The sequence below is a fragment of the Streptomyces sp. Tu 3180 genome, from assembly GCF_009852415.1.
GTDB lineage: Bacteria > Actinomycetota > Actinomycetes > Streptomycetales > Streptomycetaceae > Streptomyces.
In genome coordinates this window covers 2,294,227-2,311,747 of record NZ_WOXS01000002.1, presented here as the reverse complement: position 1 = coordinate 2,311,747, position 17,521 = coordinate 2,294,227, and the positions used below count along the sequence as shown (strand labels likewise).

Below are 17,521 nucleotides of genomic sequence, written 5' to 3'. Positions count from 1 at the left end.
CCGGAGCGGTCGGACGCATACTTCAACGCTTGTCAACAAGCCTTCACCGACCGGCCGTTGAGTCGTCATGCGTCACCGAATCACTACCCGTCGGTAAGCCCTAGGCTCGAATCATGCGCCGAGCGAAAATCGTCTGCACACTGGGCCCCGCCACCGACTCGTACGACCAGCTCAAAGCCCTGGTCGACGCCGGGATGGACGTCGCCCGATTCAACCTCAGCCACGGCACCCACGCCGAGCACGAGGAACGCTACCGACGGGTGCGCAAGGCCGCCGACGAGACCGGCCGCAGCGTCGGCGTCCTCGCCGACCTTCAAGGTCCGAAAATCCGCCTCGGCCATTTCGGTGAAGGTCCCGTACTCCTCGAACGCGGCGACACCTTCACCATCACCGTCGAGGAGGGCGTCCGGGGCGACCGCCACGGCTGCGGCACCACCTACGCCGGCCTCGCCGACGACGTCACCGCCGGCGAGCGCGTCCTCATCGACGACGGCAAGGTCACCCTCGAGGTCACCGCCGTCGACGGCCCCCGCGTCCGCACCACCGTCGTCGAGGGCGGCGTGGTCTCCGACCACAAGGGCCTCAACCTCCCCGGCGTCGCCGTCTCCGTCCCCGCCCTCTCCAAGAAGGACGAGGACGACCTGCGCTGGGCGCTGCGCACCGGCTTCGACGTCGTCGCCCTCTCCTTCGTCCGCACCGGACGCGACATCAAGGACGTCCACCGCATCATGGACGAGGAGGGCCGCCGCCTCCCGGTCATCGCCAAGATCGAGAAGCCCCAGGCGGTCGAGAACCTCGACGAGATCGTCGCCGCCTTCGACGGCATCATGGTCGCCCGCGGAGACCTCGGCGTCGAAATGCCCCTCGAACAGGTGCCCTTCGTCCAGAAGCGCGCCGTCAAGCTCGCCAAGCGCAACGCCAAGCCGGTCATCGTCGCCACCCAGATGCTCGACTCGATGATCGACAACGCCCGCCCCACCCGCGCGGAGGCCTCCGACGTCGCCAACGCCGTCATCGACGGCACCGACGCGGTCATGCTCTCGGGCGAGACCAGCGTCGGCAGGCACGCCGTCGAGACGGTGCGGACGATGGCCCGCATCGTGGAGGCCGCCGAGGAGGACATCCTCGCCAAGGGCCTCCCGCCCCTGACCGAGCACAACAAGCCCCGCACCCAGGGCGGCGCCGTGGCCCGCGCGGCGGCGGAGACGGGAGACTTCCTCGGCGCGAAGTTCCTCGTCGCCTTCACCCAGTCCGGCGACACCGCCCGCCGCCTCTCCCGCTACCGCTCCCCGATCCCGCTGCTGGCCTTCACCCCGGAGCCGGCGACCCGCTCCCAGCTCAGCCTCACCTGGGGCGTGGAGACCTTCCTCGGCCCGCACGCGGACACCACGGACGCGATGGTCCGCCAGGTCGACGAGCTGCTGCTGGAGTACGGCCGCTGCGAGAAGGGCGACACGGTCGTCATCACGGCGGGCTCCCCGCCGGGGGTGTCCGGCTCGACGAACCTCGTCCGGGTCCACCGCATCGGAGAGGACTAGGAGGGCGGGTGCACGAGAAGGCGAAGATCCGCTCTTCGGGTGATGACCTTGGATATGGAGGAAAAGTACCCCGGGTCGGATTCGAACCGACGCTGGATGGTGTTTGAGACCATTGCCTCTACCGCTGGGCTACCGGGGCTCCCTTGGAAATGAAGGTCGACAGTCACCCGCCGTGCCCCCACCTTATCGCAGCTGGGTACGCTCTTGTCAGCAGTACCGGCCTGCCCCGCATCAAGGAGCCCACGTGAGCGCCCCCGAGTCGCCCCAGCCCGCAGACGTGCCCGACGACGACAAGTCGCACGTCCCTCCGATGACGACCCGCGTCGTGATCGCCGAGGACGAGGCCCTGATCCGGCTCGATCTCAAAGAGATGCTGGAGGAGGAGGGTTACTCCGTGGTCGGTGAGGCCGGCGACGGCGAGCAGGCCGTCGAGCTGGCCCGCGAGCACAGGCCCGACCTCGTGATCCTCGACGTGAAGATGCCGAAGCTGGACGGCATCTCCGCGGCGGAGAGGATCGCCGAGGAGCGCATCGCCCCCGTGCTGATGCTCACCGCGTTCTCGCAGCGCGACCTGGTCGAGCGGGCCCGGGACGCGGGCGCGATGGCGTACCTGGTGAAGCCGTTCAGCAAGAGCGACGTGGTGCCGGCCATCGAGATGGCGGTGTCGCGGTTCACGGAGCTGAAGGAACTGGAGCGCGAGGTCGCGGACCTGAGCCAGCGGCTGGAGACGCGGAAGCTGGTGGACCGGGCGAAGTCGGTGCTGCAGACGCAGTACGGGCTGACGGAGCCGGCCGCGTTCCGGTGGATCCAGAAGACGTCGATGGACCGGCGGATGTCGATGCAGCAGGTGGCGCAGGCGGTCATCGACGACGCCGAGGAGAAGAAGGCGTCCAGGGGATAGACCGCCCGTGCCGTGCACGTGACGAGGCCCGCGCCCCTGTCGGGGGCGCGGGCCTCGTCACGTGCGGGCCGGGGCCGGCCTCAGTCCTCGCCGAGGTAGGCCTTGCGGACGGACTCGTCGTGCAGGAGATCCCGTCCGGTGCCGGAGAGGACGATGTTGCCGACCTCCATGACGTGGCCGTGGTCCGCGAGGGAGAGGGCGGCCTGGGCGTTCTGCTCGACGAGCAGGATGGTGGTGCCCTGGGACTTCAGCTCGGCGATGGTCGCCATGATCTTCTGCATCATGATCGGCGAGAGGCCCATGGAGGGTTCGTCGAGCATGAGCAGCTTGGGCCGGGACATCAGGGCCCTGCCCATGGCGAGCATCTGCTGCTCTCCGCCGGAGAGGGTTCCGGCGGCCTGCTTGCGGCGTTCCCCGAGGATGGGGAAGAGGTCGTAGGCGCGCTGGATGTCCTTCTCGATGCCCGCCTTGTCGCTGCGGAGGAAGGCGCCGAGGCGGAGGTTGTCCTCGATCGTCATGCGGGGGAAGATGTGCCGCCCCTCGGGGGAGTGGGCGAGCCCGAGGGAGACGACCTTGTGGGCGGGGACCTTCTTCAGCGACTTGCCGTTGAACTTGATCTGGCCGCCGACGGGCTTGAGGAGCCCCGAGAGCGTGCGCAGGGTGGTGGTCTTGCCGGCGCCGTTGGTGCCGATGAGGGTGACCACTTCGCCGGCGTCGACGCTGAACGAGATGCCCTTGACGGCCTGGATCTTGCCGTAGGCGACTTTGAGGTCCTCGACTTCGAGGAGTGCGGTCATCGGTCGTTCTCCTTGCCGGGCGCGGCGTCCGTGGCGGCCTCGTCCGCTGCCTCCGCCGCGGCTTCGGCGGCTTCGACTTCGGCGGCCTCGGCGGCGCCGGGATCGTTCTCCAGGGGTTCACCGATGTAGGCGGCGATGACGCGTTCGTCGCCCTGGACGGTGGCGGGGTCGCCCTCGATGAGCTTCTGGCCCTGGACGAGGACGGCGACGCGGTCGCAGAGGTTGAAGATGAACCGCATGTCGTGCTCGATCACGAGGACGGCGGTTCCCTGGTCGCGGATGGCGAAGATGAGCTCCTCGGCCGCCCGGGTCTCCTGGGGGTTCATACCGGCGGTGGGCTCGTCGAGGAGCAGCAGGCCGGGTTCGCTGGCCAGGGCGCGGGCGATCTCGAGCTTGCGCTGTTCGCCGTAGGGGAGGTTGCGCGCGAGGTGGTCGGCCTTGGCGGCGAGGCCGACGAACTCCAGGAGTTCCATGGCGCGTTCGCGGGAGGCCGCCTCGGCCTTGTGGAAGCCGGGTCCGCGCAGGACGGCCGACCAGAAGCCTTCCTTGGTGCGGGTGTGGCGGCCGACGAGGACGTTCTCGAGGACGGTCATGTTGGCGAACAGCCGGATGTTCTGGAACGTCCGGGCGATGCCGGCGGCGGTGACCTTGAAGGACTTGGGCGGCAGGACCTTGCCCTTGTAGCGGACCTCGCCCTCGGTGGGGATGTAGAGGCCGGTCAGGCAGTTGAAGAAGGTGGTCTTGCCGGCGCCGTTGGGGCCGATGAGACCGACGATCTCGCCGCTGCGGACGGTGAGGTCGACGTCGCGGACGGCGGTGAGGCCGCCGAAGCGCATGGTGACGCCGCGTGCGTCGAGGACGGTGGTGCCGGGGGCGGCCGCGCCCGGGGCGGTGTCCTTGGTGGTGGTGTCGGTGGTCATGGTGGTCAGGCCCCTGTCTTGCTCAGGACTGTGGGCGCGTCGGCCTCTTCGTGGAACTCCAGCTGGCGGCGCCGGTTGGGAATGAGTCCCTCGGGCCGGAAGCGCATCAGCAGGACCAGCGCGATACCGAAGGCGAGGAGCTGGAAGTCGCCGAGGAACTGGAGCTTGTTGGGGATCAGGAAGAGCAGCGCGGCTCCGATGAGGGGTCCGGCGATGGTGCCCATGCCGCCGAGGACGACCGCGGCGAGCAGGAAGGCGGAGTTGGGCGGGGTGGTGCCGGCGAACAGGTACTGCTCGGGGGTCACGGTGTAGGTGACGTGTGCCTGGACGGTTCCGGCGAGGCCGGCGAGGGTGGCGCCGACGGCGAAGGCGATGAGCTTGACGCGGAAGCCGTTGATGCCCATGGCGAGCGCCGCGGTCTCGTCCTCGCGGATGGCGACCCAGGCACGGCCGATGCGGGAGTCGCCGCTGCGCCGGAAGACGAGGACGACGACGGCCGTGATGAGCAGCATCAGGAAGAAGTAGTTCGCGAACCGGCCGATGGTGAAGCCGGCGATGTCGTGCTGGACCCCGAGGTCGAAGCCGAGGATCTTCAGGTCCGGGATGGACGCGATGCCGTTGGAGCCGTTGGTGATGTCCGGACCCGAGGTGCCGTCGGTGTTGTTGACCGCGATGCGGAAGATCTCACCGAAGCCGAGGGTGACGATGGCGAGGTAGTCGCCGCGCAGTCGCAGCGTCGGGGCGCCGATCAGCACGCCGAACACCAGGGAGGCCACGGCCCCGACGAGCACGGCGGCCCAGAAGGGGAAGTGGACGCCGAACGGCGAGCTGGGCGAGCCGGAGACGAGCGCGGCGGCGTAGGCGCCGACGCCGAGGAAGGCGACGTATCCGAGGTCGAGCAGGCCGGCCAGACCCACGACGATGTTCAGGCCCAGGGCGACGGTGGCGAAGATGAGGATGTAGACGCCGAGGGTGGCGTACTGGTCGTCGGTCTGGGTGAACGGGAAGCAGGCCGCCGCGACGAAGGCGCCGCAGACGGTGATGTTCTGGTGCCGTGCGGTGATCTGCGAGGCGTGGGCGATCAGGCCGGAGCGGTTGAGCGCGCTGAACCCGAAGCCGGCGGTGATCAGGAAGCCGACGAAGAGTTCGTCGTACTCGGTGCCGATGCCGTAGGTGAAGACGAGCAGGGCGAGGGCGAGGACGCCGACGATGATCAGGATTTCGGCGTACGACGGCAGGGCGCGCACGGGGCGGGGGCTGCCGGAGGCGAAGGCCGCCCGCAGGACGGCCACGCTGTGGCCGGCGTTGTGCTTGAACCGCTCCCAGCCGGTGCCGTCCGGGTCGAACAGGTCGGGTTCGGGCCGCTCGAAGGGCAGGGCGAGGGCGCCGAGGAGGGCGATCAGAGTGGCGGCGGCGACGATGTAGCCACCGGGCTCCAGGTTGACGAGGCCGCCGAGGTCGAAGCTGATCGCGAGGACGGTGTACCAGGCGGTGGCGAAGGTGCCGAGCGTGGCGTACTTGAGGGCGGCGTCGCCGCCGGCCGGGGTGAGCCAGCGCAGTCCCTTGACGCCGTAGGAGGCGAGTCCGAACAGGGTGGCGAGCGCGCCGCCCACGAGGACGAGGACCTGGAGTCCGCCGGGGTAGCCGTAGACGGTGAGGTCGCCGGGGAACGCGGAGGTCCAGGTCCACGCGAGGAACGTGGAGACGACCGCGAGGACGCTGCCGCCGGTGGCGAGGGCGCGGCCGATGTGCGGGGGGATGCCGATGAGGCCGGTGGGCGTGGTCGCGGCGGGGACGGCCGCGGTGGTGGAAGCGGTGGTCTGTGTGGTCATCGGTGTCACGCCCTGTCCGCAACGCGTTCGCCGAGCAGGCCCTGTGGCCTGAACAGCAGCACGAGGATGAGGAGGATGAAGGCCCAGACCTCGGCCCAGGACTGGCTGCCGAACTTGTCCAGGCCGGGGATGTCGGCGATGTAGGCGGTGGCCAGGGTCTCGACGACACCGAGGACCACACCGCCGATCATGGCGCCGTAGATGTTGCCGATGCCGCCGAGGACCGCCGCGGTGAAGGCCTTGAGGCCGAGGATGAAGCCCATCTTGAAGTCGATCTGGCCGTACTTGAGGCCGCTGGCGACACCTCCGACGGCGGCGAAGACCGCTCCGAGGGCGAAGGCGATCACGATGATGCGGTCGGTGTTGACGCCCATGAGCTTCGCGGTGTCCGGGTCTTGCGCGGTGGCCTGCATGCCACGCCCGGTGCGGGTGCGCATCACGAAGTAGGCGAGGAACGCCATGCTGATGGGGGCGGCGACGAGAAGGAAGATGTCGCCGGTCTGGATGGTGGCGCCGCCGATGCTGAAGGGGCCGCCTTCGATCTGCGGGAAGGCCAGCTTGGACTTCGCCTCGGGGTAGAAGGCCCAGACGGCCTGCTGCAGCGCGAGGGAGAGTCCGATGGCGGTGATGAGCGGTGCCAGGCGGGGCGCGCCGCGCAGGGGGCGGTAGGCGAACCGTTCCGCTCCGATGGCGACCAGGACCGAGACGATCACGGCGCCGAGCAGCATCAGGGGCAGCGCCACCCAGATGGAGGTGCCGTCGGGCAAGAGGTACAGATGCACGGTGAGGGCGCCGAAGGCGCCGACCATGAAGATCTCGCCGTGGGCGAAGTTGATGAGCTGGACGATGCCGTAGACCATTGTGTAGCCGATGGCGACAAGGCCGTACATGGATCCCAGTAGCAGGCCGTTGACCAGCTGCTGCGGCAGTTCGTTCACCGCATGTCCTCCGAGACTTTCGGAATGTTCGACGGATGGGGCCGGATGCGAGTCCGCGCGGGGCGCCAGTGGAACAGCGCCCCGCGCGGCTCGTGGGAGTGGTGCGGGCGGTCAGCCGGTGAAGGTGCCGGACTTCACCGTGGTCCACTCGCCGTTCTTGACGGAGTACACGGTGAGCTGCTTGTTGGTGGCGTCACCGAACTCGTCGAAGGAGACCTTGCCCGTCACCCCGTCGAAGGAGACGTTCTGCATGGCGTCGACGACCTTGGCGCGGGCGTCGTCGGGGAGCTTGCCGTCGTTGTCCTCGACGACCTTCTTGACGGCCTCGATGATCGCCCAGGCGGAGTCGTAGGAGTAGCCGCCGTACGCCTCGAAGGCCTCCTTGTATCCGGCGTCCTTGTAGTTGGCGACGAACTCCTTGGCGGAGGGGAGCTCCTCGACGGGCGCGCCGACCGAGGTGGCGAGGTCGCCGGTACCGGCGGCGCCGGCCAGCTTGATGAAGTCGGCGCTGTAGATGCCGTCACCGCCGACCAGCGGGATCTTGGCGCCGGCCTCCTTGATCTGCTTGCTCAGCGGGCCGGCCTGCGGGTACTCGCCGCCGTAGTAGACGACGTCGGCGCCGGAGTTCTTGACCTTGGTCGCGACGGCGCTGAAGTCCTTGCTCTCGGGGTTGATGTGCTCGGTGCCGACGACCTTGCCGCCGAGCTTCTTGAACTCCTCGGTGAAGGTGGCGGCGAGGCCGGCGCCGTAGGTCTTCTTGTCGTCGATGACGAAGACCTTCTTCTTCTTGGCGTCGTTGTAGACGTACTGCGCGGCGAACGGGCCCTGGATGGCGTCCGTGGTCGCGGTGCGGAAGTACGACTTGTACGGCCGGACCTTCTCCTTCTGCCAGTTCACGCCCTGGGTCAGGGCGGGGTTGGTGTTGGCCGGGGAGACCTCGACCAGCTTGGCCGTGTCGAAGACCTTCTGCATGGACTCGCCGACGGAGGAGTTCAGCGGGCCGACGACGCCGAGGACGTCGTCGTTGGCGACGAGCTTGGTGGCGTTCTGCTGGCCGACGGAGGCCTGGCCCTGGTCGTCGAGGGCTTCGATCTTGAAGGTGACGCCCTCGACGTACTTCTCCTTGTTGGCGGTCTTGGCCGCGAGGTCCACGGAGTTCTTGATGCCGAGACCCAGCGCGGACAGGTCGCCGGTCAGCGGCGCGTCGACGCCGATGACCACGGTGGTGCCACCGTTGCCGGAGTCCGAGCTGCCGCCGCCGTCGTCGTCGCGTGAGCCGCAGGCGGTGAGGGTGAGTGCTCCCGCCGCCAGAGCGGCGGTGATGGCGATGAGCGAACGTTGACGCACGATCCAGTCCTTTCCCCTGACAGCCGCTTCCCGGTGGAAACGGCCGAGTCGAGCGCTGGGCCGACGTGTGAATCGGGCGGCGCGGTGACTGGCCGTGACTCTAAGCGTGGGTGGGGAATGCGGAGGAGACTCTGGCCAAGGCTGTGACGCTCTTGTTATGACACGACGTATTGCAGAGCGGTACCGAGTGGGGGGAACGGCTGAATTCTCGCCGTTTTGCCCTGTCCGGATGGTGAGAAACCGCAGGACCCGGCGGGGTCCGTTCAGGCGTGTCGAGCATTTTGGTGATTACCTGAAGTCGTTGCTGCAGGCTACTTGCAGGGCGCGGGAGAGGTCCTGTGCGTACCGGGATCCGAGGATGAAGCTGTGGTCTTCGATTGCGTGCGTATTACGCAAAGTTACGTCCAGGAAAGGGAGTCCGGCGTTCCGTGGCACTTTTCCGCATTCCGTCACCCGTACGGTGATCGTGATCTTGCGTGGGGATCCTGTGCGTGTCCGAAAGGGGGTGCGCGGGCTGGATGTCACGGACAGTCCGGCATACGGCTGGGATATCCGCGTGACGGTAACCGGAGGGCCGTATTCCATAGTCATCCCCACGTCGAAGGAAAAACTCCGCGGGTCGGTCCCGACGCCTGTGACCTGCGGATTCAGGTAGGCGATGGCGGTCACCTGGCTCGGGTACGGCGGGGGCGGCGGTGGCTCAGGCCGGGGCCGGGTGGCGTAGAGGTAGCCGCTGCCCGCGAGCGCGGCGGAGGTGAGGAGCGCCCCCAGCACGGCCCTGCGGTGCTGCTCGAAGCACCGCTCCAGGGGGCCGCGTCGGGAGCGGGGCGCGAAGGAGGCGTCCCGGACGTGAGTGCCCTCGCCCGGCTCCACCGGGCCGACCCCGCTCACCGCCAGGGTCCCTTGTCCGGCCCGCCGGCGCGGTACCACTCGACGCACCCCTCGCGCGCCTCACGGTCGATCAGCCGGCCGACGTCCGCGGCTCCTTGACGCTGGGCGGCCCGCGCGGAATCGACCACCTCGCGCAGGACGTCGTACTGTCCGCCGGACAGCCCCATGGACTGGTAGTCGCCGTAGGTGCGGCCGTTCAGCACCTCGCGCGACCAGTGGCCGACGAGCTTCGTGCACAGGTCCTCGTCGGACGTGACCCGCGGTGACGGCGGGGTCGTGCGCCCGCCGTCCGCGCCGGCCGAGGGGGTCCGGCCCGCGTGGCCGGAACCCGCCGCCCCGCAGCCGGTCGCCGCCGGGCCCGCCAGAAGCACGGCCACGAGGGGCACGGCGAACGCCCCCGCCCACGCCCGAGAGGTGCCTCCCCGTCGCATGCTCCGAACGCTAGGACGCCGGCCGGCCGGAGGCAACGGTGGCGGGGTGCGGGGGCTCCCCGCACCCCGACGGCCGTCAGCCCCCGGCCTGTTCCCCGTCGCCGGGCCTCACGTCCCGCAGCAGACAGGTCAGCCGCGCGGTGCACACCCGCCTGTCCGCCTCGTCGGTGACGACGATCTCGTACGTCGCGGTGGACCGCCCCCGGTGCACCGGCGTGGCCACCCCGGTGACCAGGCCGGAGCGGACGCCGCGGTGGTGCGTGCAGTTGAGGTCGACGCCGACCGCGATCCTGGAGCTGCCGCCGTGCAGCATCGACCCCACCGAGCCCAGCGTCTCGGCCAGGACGGCGGAGGCGCCGCCGTGCAGCAGCCCGTAGGGCTGGGTGTTGCCCTCCACCGGCATCGTCCCGACGACCCGCTCGGCCGAGGCCTCGAGGATCTGCACGCCCATGCGCGTGCCCAGGTGGCCCGCGGAGAACAGGGCCTGCAGGTCCACGCCGAGCGCGGCGTACTCGTCGATGACCTCTTGCGGGAACTTCACGTGCTGTTGCTCTCCCATGGGGTCCGGCTCCGTTCGTCGTGATCACTGCGGCCGACCGCGCGGGGCGCACCGCCGCCTGCCGCGGTGCGCCGTACCGCGCCGTCGCTGAGCGAACGCTCAGTCGGCAGCGGATTGTTCCAGACGCACCACGACGGACTTGCTGGCCGGGGTGTTGCTGGTGTCCGCGGTGGCGTCGAGCGGCACCAGGACGTTGGTCTCCGGGTAGTACGCGGCGGCGCAGCCCCGGGCCGTCGGGTAGTGCACGACGCGGAAGCCGGGCGCCCTGCGCTCCACGCCGTCCCTCCACTCGCCGACCAGGTCGACGTAGGCGCCGTCCACCAGTCCGAGCTCCCGCGCGTCCTCGGGGTTGACCAGCACCACCCTGCGGCCGTTCCTGATGCCCCGGTAGCGGTCGTCGAGGCCGTAGATCGTGGTGTTGTACTGGTCGTGCGAACGCAGCGTCTGCAGCAGCAGCCGCCCCTGCGGCAGCTTCGGGTACTCCACCGGCGCGGCGGTGAAGTTGGCCTTGCCGGTGGCCGTGGGGAAGCGGCGCTCGTCGCGCGGGGCGTGGGGGAGCGCGAAGCCACCGGGGCGGGCCACGCGCGCGTTGAAGTCCTCGAAGCCGGGGACCACCCGCGCGATGCGGTCGCGGATCGTGGCGTAGTCCTTCTCGAACTCCTCCCAGGGCACCACGCTGTCCTCGCCGAGGACCCGGCGGGCCAGCCGGCACACGATGGCCGGCTCGGACAGCAGGTGCGGGCTCGCCGGCTCCAGCCGGCCCCGGGAGGCGTGCACCATCCCCATGGAGTCCTCGACCGTCACGAACTGCTCGCCGCCGCCCTGCAGGTCGCGCTCGGTGCGGCCCAGGGTCGGCAGGATCAGGGCCCGCGCGCCCGTGACGACGTGCGAGCGGTTCAGCTTGGTCGACACGTGCACCGTCAGCCGGGCCCGCCGCATCGCGGCCTCGGTGACCGCCGTGTCGGGGGAGGCGGAGACGAAGTTGCCGCCCATGGCGAAGAACACCTTCGCGCGGCCGTCGCGCAGGGCGCGGATGGCCCGTACGACGTCGTAGCCGTGCTCGCGCGGCGGGGCGAAGCCGAACTCCCTCTCCAGGGCGTCCAGGAAGGCCGGCGCGGGGCGCTCGAAGATGCCCATGGTGCGGTCGCCCTGCACGTTGGAGTGGCCGCGCACCGGGCACACGCCCGCCCCCGGGCGGCCGATGTTGCCGCGCAGCAGGAGGAAGTTGACGATCTCGCGGATCATCGGCACGGAGTGCTTGTGCTGGGTGAGGCCCATCGCCCAGCACACGACGGTGCGCTTCGAGGCGAGGACCATCCGCAGGCACCGCTCGATGTCCCCGCGCGTGAGACCGGTCGCGGTGAGCGTCTCGTCCCAGTCGGCGGCGCGCGCGGCCTCGGCGAACTCCTCGAAGCCGTGCGTGTGTTCGCGCACGAACCGCTCGTCGACCGCGCCCGGCGCGTCGAGGATCAGCTTGTTGAGGAGGCGGAAGAGGGCCTGGTCGCCGCCGATGCGGATCTGCAGGAACAGGTCGGTCAGCGCGGCGCCGGTGGTCAGCCCCTTGGGGGTCTGCGGGTTCTTGAAGCGCTCCAGTCCCGCCTCCGGCAGCGGGTTGACGCTGATGACGCGCGCGCCGTTCGCCTTGGCCCTCTCCAGGGCGGACAGCATGCGCGGGTGGTTGGTGCCGGGGTTCTGCCCGGCGACGATGATCAGGTCGGCCCGGTGGAGGTCCTCCAGCAGGACGCTGCCCTTGCCGACGCCGATCGTCTCCGACAGGGCCGAGCCGGAGGACTCGTGGCACATGTTGGAGCAGTCGGGCAGGTTGTTGGTGCCGAGCTCGCGCGCGAACAGCTGGTAGAGGAAGGCCGCCTCGTTGCTGGTGCGCCCGGAGGTGTAGAAGACGGCCTCGTCGGGGGAGGAGAGGGCGCCGATCTCCTCGGCGACGATGTCGAAGGCGCGCTCCCAGGTGACCGGCTCGTAGCGGTCACCGCCCTCGGGGAGGTACATGGGGTGGGTCAGGCGGCCCTGCTGGCCCAGCCAGTAGCCGCTGCGGCCGGCCAGGTCGGCGACGGGGTGCTCGGCGAAGAACTCCGGGGTGACCCGGCGCAGGGTGGCCTCCTCGGCCACGGCCTTCGCGCCGTTCTCGCAGAACTCCGCCCGGTGCCGGTGCTCCGGCTCCGGCCAGGCGCAGCCCGGGCAGTCGAAGCCGTCCTTCTGGTTGACGCTGAGCAGCGTCAGCGCCGTGCGCCGCACCCCCATCTGCTGCTGCGCCACACGCAGGGTGTGGCCGATCGCCGGCAGGCCCGCTGCCGCGTGCTTCGGCCCGGCGACCTGCGGCGCGTCCTGAACCGGATCACCCTTGGGCGGCTTCGTGGCCATCGCGCACTCCCCTTCGCGTACACGTGTGAGCTACGTCTCCGATCCTGCCACGCGGTGCCGACGACGACCGTGGCCGGGCGGGCCCGGGGGCGGAAGCGGAGGCTGCGCGGCCCGGACCGCCGGGCGGTCCGCCCGGCGGGGACCGGTCCGTGGGCGCGGGCGGACGGGCACGAGGGCGCATGGCGGGAGGGACGGGCCGGGCGGAGGTGACGGGTGGGCTGGATGCGACGGGCGGGTGGGCTGGATGCGACGGGCGGGCGGGCCGGATGCGACGGGACTCGGCGGTGGGCGCGGACGGCGGCCCCGCGGCGTGGCGCGCGAGGGCCCGGCGGTGTGGGGACGGGGCCGAGTGTCGGTGGGGCGTGGCAGGATCGGGGGCGTGGCAGAGACAGCATCGAAGAAGACCGACCAGACCTCCGGCGGGACTCGTCCGCGACTGATGCTCATGGACGGGCACTCGCTGGCCTACCGCGCGTTCTTCGCGCTGCCCGCGGAGAACTTCACCACCGCGACGGGCCAGCCGACGAACGCCGTCTACGGCTTCGCGTCGATGCTGGCCAACACGCTGCGCGACGAGGCGCCCACGCACTTCGCGGTCGCCTTCGACGTCTCCCGCAAGACCTGGCGGTCCGAGGAGTTCACCGAGTACAAGGCGAACCGCTCCAAGACCCCGGACGAGTTCAAGGGCCAGGTCCAGCTGATCGGCGAGCTGCTCGACGCGATGCACGCCCCGCGCTTCGCCGTCGAGGGGTACGAGGCGGACGACGTCATCGCCACGCTCGCCACCCAGGCCGAGGCCGAGGGCTTCGAGGTGCTGATCGTCACCGGCGACCGGGACTCCTTCCAGCTGGTCTCCGAGCACACCACGGTGCTGTACCCGACGAAGGGCGTCTCCGAGCTGACCCGGTTCACCCCGGAGAAGGTGGTCGAGAAGTACGGGCTGACGCCCGCGCAGTACCCCGACTTCGCGGCGCTGCGCGGCGACCCGTCCGACAACCTGCCGGGCATCCCCGGCGTCGGCGAGAAGACGGCCGCGAAGTGGATCAACCAGTTCGGTTCCTTCGCCGAGCTGGTCGAGCGCGTCGACGAGGTCAAGGGCAAGGCCGGGCAGAACCTGCGCGACCACCTGGAGTCGGTCAAGCTCAACCGCCGGCTCACCGAGCTGGAGCGGCAGGTCGAGCTGCCCAAGGGCGTCCTCGACCTGGAGCGGACCGCCTACGACCGCAAGGCCGTGGCGATGATCCTGGACACCCTGGAGATCAGGAACCCGTCGCTGCGCGAGCGCCTCTTCGCCGTCGACCCGGGCGGGGAGCAGGCCGAGGCCACCCCGGTCGTCGCGGACGGCGTGGAGCTGGACGGCACCGTCCTGGGCACGGGCGAGCTGGCCGGCTGGCTCACCGAGCACGGCACCGGGCCCCTCGGCGTCGCCACCGTCGGCACCTGGGCGCTGGGCACCGGCTCGGTCGCCGAGGTCGCGCTGGCCACGACCGCCGGCCCGGCCGCCTGGTTCGACCCGGCCGAGCTGGACGAGGCCGACGAGCGGGCGTTCGCCGCCTGGCTCGCCGACGCGGACCGCCCCAAGGTGTTCCACGACGCCAAGGGCGCGATGCGGGTCTTCGCCGAGCACGGCTGGAGCGTCGAGGGCGTCACCATGGACACCGCCCTCGCCGCGTACCTGGTCAAGCCGGGCCGCCGCTCCTTCGACCTGGACGCGCTGTCCCTGGAGTACCTGCACCGCGAGCTGGCGCCCGCCGCCGCCCCCGACGGGCAGCTCGCCTTCGGCGCGGACGACGGGGCCGAGGCCGAGGCGCTGATGGTGCAGGCCCGCGCGATCCTCGACCTGGGGGAGGCCTTCGAGGGCCGCCTCGAGGAGGTGGGCGCGGCGGACCTGCTGCGGGACATGGAGCTGCCGACGTCGGCGCTGCTGGCCCGCATGGAGCGGCACGGCATCGCCGCCGACCGGACCCACCTGGAGGCCATGGAGCAGATGTTCGCGGGCGCCGTGCAGCAGGCGGTGAAGGAGGCGCACGCGGCGGCGGGGCACGAGTTCAACCTGGGCTCGCCCAAGCAGCTCCAGGAGGTCCTCTTCGGCGAGCTGGCCCTGCCGAAGACGAAGAAGACGAAGACCGGCTACACCACGGACGCCGACGCGCTGGCCTGGCTCGCCACGCAGACCGACAACGAACTGCCGGTGATCATGCTCCGCCACCGCGAGCAGGCGAAGCTGCGCGTCACCGTCGAGGGCCTGATCAAGACGATCGCCGCGGACGGCCGCATCCACACCACGTTCAACCAGACGGTCGCCGCCACCGGCCGGCTCTCCTCGACCGACCCGAACCTGCAGAACATCCCGGTCCGCACGGACGAGGGCCGCGCCATCCGCCGCGGCTTCGTCGTCGGCGAGGGCTTCGAGTGCCTCCTCACCGCCGACTACAGCCAGATCGAACTGCGCGTGATGGCCCACCTCTCCGAGGACGCCGGCCTGATCGAGGCGTTCACCTCGGGCGAGGACCTGCACACCACGGCGGCCGCGCGGGTGTTCTCCGTCGACCCGTCCGCCGTGGACGCGGAGATGCGCCGCAAGATCAAGGCGATGTCGTACGGCCTGGCGTACGGTCTGTCGGCCTTCGGCCTCTCCCAGCAGCTCAGCATCGAGGCGGCCGAGGCGCGTGCGCTGATGGACGCCTACTTCGAGCGGTTCGGCGGGGTGCGGGACTACCTGCGCCGGGTCGTGGACGAGGCGAGGGCGACCGGCTACACGGCGACGCTCTTCGGCCGCCGCCGCTACCTGCCCGACCTCAACAGCGACAACCGCCAGCGCCGCGAGGCGGCCGAGCGCATGGCCCTGAACGCGCCGATCCAGGGCACGGCCGCGGACATCGTCAAGATCGCCATGCTGAAGGTGGACGGCGCGCTGCGGGAGGCGGGCCTGACGTCCCGGATGCTCCTGCAGGTCCACGACGAGATCGTCCTGGAGGTCGCCCCCGGCGAGCGGCCGGCCGTGGAGGAACTGGTCCGCCGCGAAATGGCGGACGCGGTCCGGCTCCGCGTCCCCCTGGGCGTCTCGGTGGGCGCGGGCAGCGACTGGGAGTCGGCCGCGCACTAGCCCTCCCGGGCGGGTGCGGGGTGGGAGACCGGAGAGGCCGGCCGTCCCTCCCGCCCCGGCCGCTCCCGCCCGCCGCGGCGGCGCGCACCCGCGGGGGCGCGGTCCGGTGCCGCCCGGCGGGCCGCGCCCCGGGCGGTCTCGGGCGGCCCCGGCCGGTCTCGGGCGGGCTCGGCCGCAGGGGGCGCGGTCCGGCGATGTCCGGCCGGCCGTGCACCCGCGGTCACCGGCATCCGCCGGGCCGGGGACGACGTCCGCCCCGGACCCTCGTGCCGCCCACCCCCCCCGCACCGCTCTTCACCCGCGTGGCCCCCGCGAGGCGGCCCCGCGCAGGCTCGCCCGCCAGGATGCGGGGCATGGGTATACGCATGCTTCACCGCAGAGCGGCACCCCCGCGGGCCGGCACCGACGGACCCACCCTCGAGGCGTTTCCGCCGGTTCCGGTCTTCGCGGCCGCCGCAAGCACCGCCCGCACCCCCGCCACCCGCGCAGCCACGCTGCGGCACGCCACGGCGGACCTCGGCCGCCGCGTCACCGACGGCCGGTGGCACACCGACCGCGCGGCCACCGCCGCGCGCCCCGTACGCCCCGGCGCGCCGCCGCCCTGGCGGCTGTGGGCCGAGCTGGCCCGCGACTGCCTCACGCTCGCCCTCACCCTGCTGCCCCGGTCCCGTCCGGTCCGCACGATCACCGTGTTCGTCGCGGCCGGCGAGACCCTCAGCGTGCGGTCGTACGGTCCGGCCGCCGCGTACCGGCGCCTCCAGGGCCCTGCGCGGCCGGGACCGGACGCCACGCCCTGACGGCCACCGCGTAGACCGGCAACGCGAGGACGAGCCCGGCGCCCGCCCCGAAGCACACCGTCGGGACCAGCTCCCAGGGTTTCGCGGTCGCCCCCTGGAAGGCCCACCACCGCGAGGCCCGCTGCACCGCCGCCGCCAGCGCGCAGCCGCCGAGCAGCGCGGCGGCCCACCACCGGTCCGCGACCGACAGCACCGGTACTCCCGCCGGCGCGGCGGACCGGGGCATCCGGCGCAGCGCCCGCACCACGAACACGGCGATCACCAGCGCGGCCACCGCCGAACCGCCGTACTGCAGGTACCAGTACAGGGGTGAGCCCGCCACCTTCTCGCCGAGCACGGGGAACACCCGCATCCCCCACCGGTCGAGGTGGGTGAAGGCGTCCCACACGACGTGCGTCAGCGCGCCGAGCACCGCCGAGACGTACCAGCGCAGCACCAGGGACGGCCGCACGCGCGCGCGTGGCGCCCCGCAGCGCAGCAGGGCGGCCGCCCGCCCCTGCCGGGCCCGCGGCCCCAGCGCCACCAGCGGTTCGCGCACCAGCAGCCACAGACCCACCAGCGCCCAGGCGACGAGCACGTCGATCGTGAACACACCCGGGAAGGAGTGCGTGACGTCCCCGAACTCCATCGCCCCGGACAGGACGCTCGCCGCGTAGTAGGTCATGTCGGGAGCGGAGGAACCCGCGACGAGCACGGCCGGAACCAGCGGGCCACGACCGGCCCCGTCGGTGCGCACGGCGGGCAGCACCGCCGCCGCATGGCTCAGTGTGAACGGCAACGCGTCTCCTCGCGGCGGACGTCGGCGGGGACCGGCGAGCCCCGGCGATCGGCGAACCCCAGTATGCGGGACGCCCCGCAGCGTCACCGGTCACGCACGAACATGGCCAATGGGTGAATACCGGGCATGAACGGGTGTCCGGGCAAAGGAAGTTGTCGTAGGGTCACGAGGGCCGTCGTGTCCGGGCGCGGGACGAACGGGCGCGTACGGAGGACAACGGAAAACATTCACGCCCGCCGAGGACAACCGGTGAGGCGGGTGGATCGTCACAACAGGGCGGATACGAAGACGGCGACGGACGCTCCGG

The 17,521-nt window shown here is 71.3% G+C and carries 14 protein-coding genes and 1 tRNA gene; 4 read left to right on the top strand and 11 right to left on the bottom strand.

What is annotated here, in order from left to right; translation table 11 throughout:
- Positions 1-113: 113 nt before the first annotated feature.
- On the top strand, positions 114-1,538 hold the full coding sequence (gene pyk / locus GL259_RS11345) for a pyruvate kinase (RefSeq protein WP_159531716.1): 1,425 nt from the start codon (positions 114-116) through the stop codon (positions 1,536-1,538).
- A gap of 66 nt (positions 1,539-1,604) precedes the next feature.
- Here the strand turns inward: pyk and GL259_RS11340 are convergent.
- Positions 1,605-1,677, bottom strand: a tRNA-Leu gene (locus tag GL259_RS11340).
- A 105-nt stretch (positions 1,678-1,782) separates the two neighbouring features.
- Between GL259_RS11340 and GL259_RS11335 the strand changes: the two genes are divergently transcribed.
- Positions 1,783-2,439 carry a response regulator gene (locus GL259_RS11335; RefSeq protein ID WP_159531715.1) on the top strand — a complete coding sequence of 219 codons (657 nt, stop codon included), beginning with the start codon at positions 1,783-1,785 and terminating at the stop codon, positions 2,437-2,439.
- Positions 2,440-2,519: 80 nt separating this feature from the next.
- Here the strand turns inward: GL259_RS11335 and GL259_RS11330 are convergent, their stop codons facing one another.
- From GL259_RS11330 to GL259_RS11295, 9 genes are all read right to left on the bottom strand, one after another.
- On the bottom strand, positions 2,520-3,236 hold the full coding sequence (locus GL259_RS11330) for an ABC transporter ATP-binding protein (protein WP_159531714.1): 717 nt from the start codon (positions 3,234-3,236) through the stop codon (positions 2,520-2,522).
- Entirely contained in the window at positions 3,233-4,156 is a 924-nt protein-coding gene (locus GL259_RS11325; RefSeq protein WP_159531713.1) for an ABC transporter ATP-binding protein, read from the bottom strand. Before GL259_RS11325 ends, GL259_RS11330 begins: the two co-directional genes overlap by 4 nt.
- A gap of 5 nt (positions 4,157-4,161) precedes the next feature.
- Entirely contained in the window at positions 4,162-5,988 is a 1,827-nt protein-coding gene (locus GL259_RS11320; RefSeq protein ID WP_159531712.1) for a branched-chain amino acid ABC transporter permease, read from the bottom strand.
- 5 nt (positions 5,989-5,993) lie between these two features.
- Positions 5,994-6,926 (bottom strand): branched-chain amino acid ABC transporter permease, encoded by a 933-nt coding sequence (locus GL259_RS11315; RefSeq protein ID WP_159531711.1) that lies wholly within the window; start codon positions 6,924-6,926, stop codon positions 5,994-5,996.
- A gap of 111 nt (positions 6,927-7,037) precedes the next feature.
- Entirely contained in the window at positions 7,038-8,273 is a 1,236-nt protein-coding gene (locus tag GL259_RS11310; RefSeq protein WP_159531710.1) for a branched-chain amino acid ABC transporter substrate-binding protein, read from the bottom strand.
- A gap of 288 nt (positions 8,274-8,561) precedes the next feature.
- A complete protein-coding gene (locus GL259_RS38670) occupies positions 8,562-9,164 on the bottom strand; it encodes a Tat pathway signal sequence domain protein (RefSeq protein WP_166461468.1) in 603 nt (200 codons plus the stop codon).
- Complete coding sequence (locus GL259_RS11305) at positions 9,161-9,595, bottom strand: hypothetical protein (protein WP_208026460.1); 435 nt, start codon at positions 9,593-9,595, stop codon at positions 9,161-9,163. The genes GL259_RS38670 and GL259_RS11305 overlap by 4 nt, the downstream gene beginning before the upstream one ends.
- Before the next feature lie 76 nt (positions 9,596-9,671).
- Positions 9,672-10,154: a hotdog fold thioesterase gene (locus GL259_RS11300; protein WP_159531708.1), complete on the bottom strand. Its 483-nt coding sequence runs from the start codon at positions 10,152-10,154 to the stop codon at positions 9,672-9,674.
- A 99-nt stretch (positions 10,155-10,253) separates the two neighbouring features.
- A complete protein-coding gene (locus GL259_RS11295) occupies positions 10,254-12,533 on the bottom strand; it encodes an FdhF/YdeP family oxidoreductase (protein WP_159531706.1) in 2,280 nt (759 codons plus the stop codon).
- 379 nt (positions 12,534-12,912) lie between these two features.
- Between GL259_RS11295 and polA the strand changes: the two genes are divergently transcribed.
- Together polA and GL259_RS11285 are read left to right on the top strand one after the other, a co-directional pair.
- On the top strand, positions 12,913-15,639 hold the full coding sequence (polA, locus tag GL259_RS11290) for a DNA polymerase I (protein ID WP_159531704.1): 2,727 nt from the start codon (positions 12,913-12,915) through the stop codon (positions 15,637-15,639).
- Between the two features lie 353 nt (positions 15,640-15,992).
- Positions 15,993-16,436, top strand: a complete 444-nt coding sequence (locus tag GL259_RS11285; protein ID WP_208026459.1) for a hypothetical protein — start codon at positions 15,993-15,995, stop codon at positions 16,434-16,436.
- On the opposite strand, the gene GL259_RS11280 is transcribed toward GL259_RS11285, so the two are convergent.
- Entirely contained in the window at positions 16,354-17,214 is an 861-nt protein-coding gene (locus tag GL259_RS11280; protein WP_159531700.1) for a DUF4184 family protein, read from the bottom strand. The two genes, GL259_RS11285 and GL259_RS11280, sit on opposite strands and share 83 nt — an antisense overlap.
- Positions 17,215-17,521: the final 307 nt, after the last annotated feature.

Coding starts and splice junctions, on each gene's coding strand:
- pyk (WP_159531716.1), top strand. CDS start 114: ATGCGCCGAGCGAAAATCGTCTGCACACTGGGCCCCGCCACCGACTCG.
- GL259_RS11330 (WP_159531714.1), bottom strand. CDS start 3,236: ATGACCGCACTCCTCGAAGTCGAGGACCTCAAAGTCGCCTACGGCAAG.
- GL259_RS11325 (WP_159531713.1), bottom strand. CDS start 4,156: ATGACCACCGACACCACCACCAAGGACACCGCCCCGGGCGCGGCCGCC.
- GL259_RS11320 (WP_159531712.1), bottom strand. CDS start 5,988: ATGACCACACAGACCACCGCTTCCACCACCGCGGCCGTCCCCGCCGCG.
- GL259_RS11305 (WP_208026460.1), bottom strand. CDS start 9,595: ATGCGACGGGGAGGCACCTCTCGGGCGTGGGCGGGGGCGTTCGCCGTG.
- GL259_RS11300 (WP_159531708.1), bottom strand. CDS start 10,154: ATGGGAGAGCAACAGCACGTGAAGTTCCCGCAAGAGGTCATCGACGAG.
- GL259_RS11295 (WP_159531706.1), bottom strand. CDS start 12,533: ATGGCCACGAAGCCGCCCAAGGGTGATCCGGTTCAGGACGCGCCGCAG.
- GL259_RS11285 (WP_208026459.1), top strand. CDS start 15,993: ATGGGTATACGCATGCTTCACCGCAGAGCGGCACCCCCGCGGGCCGGC.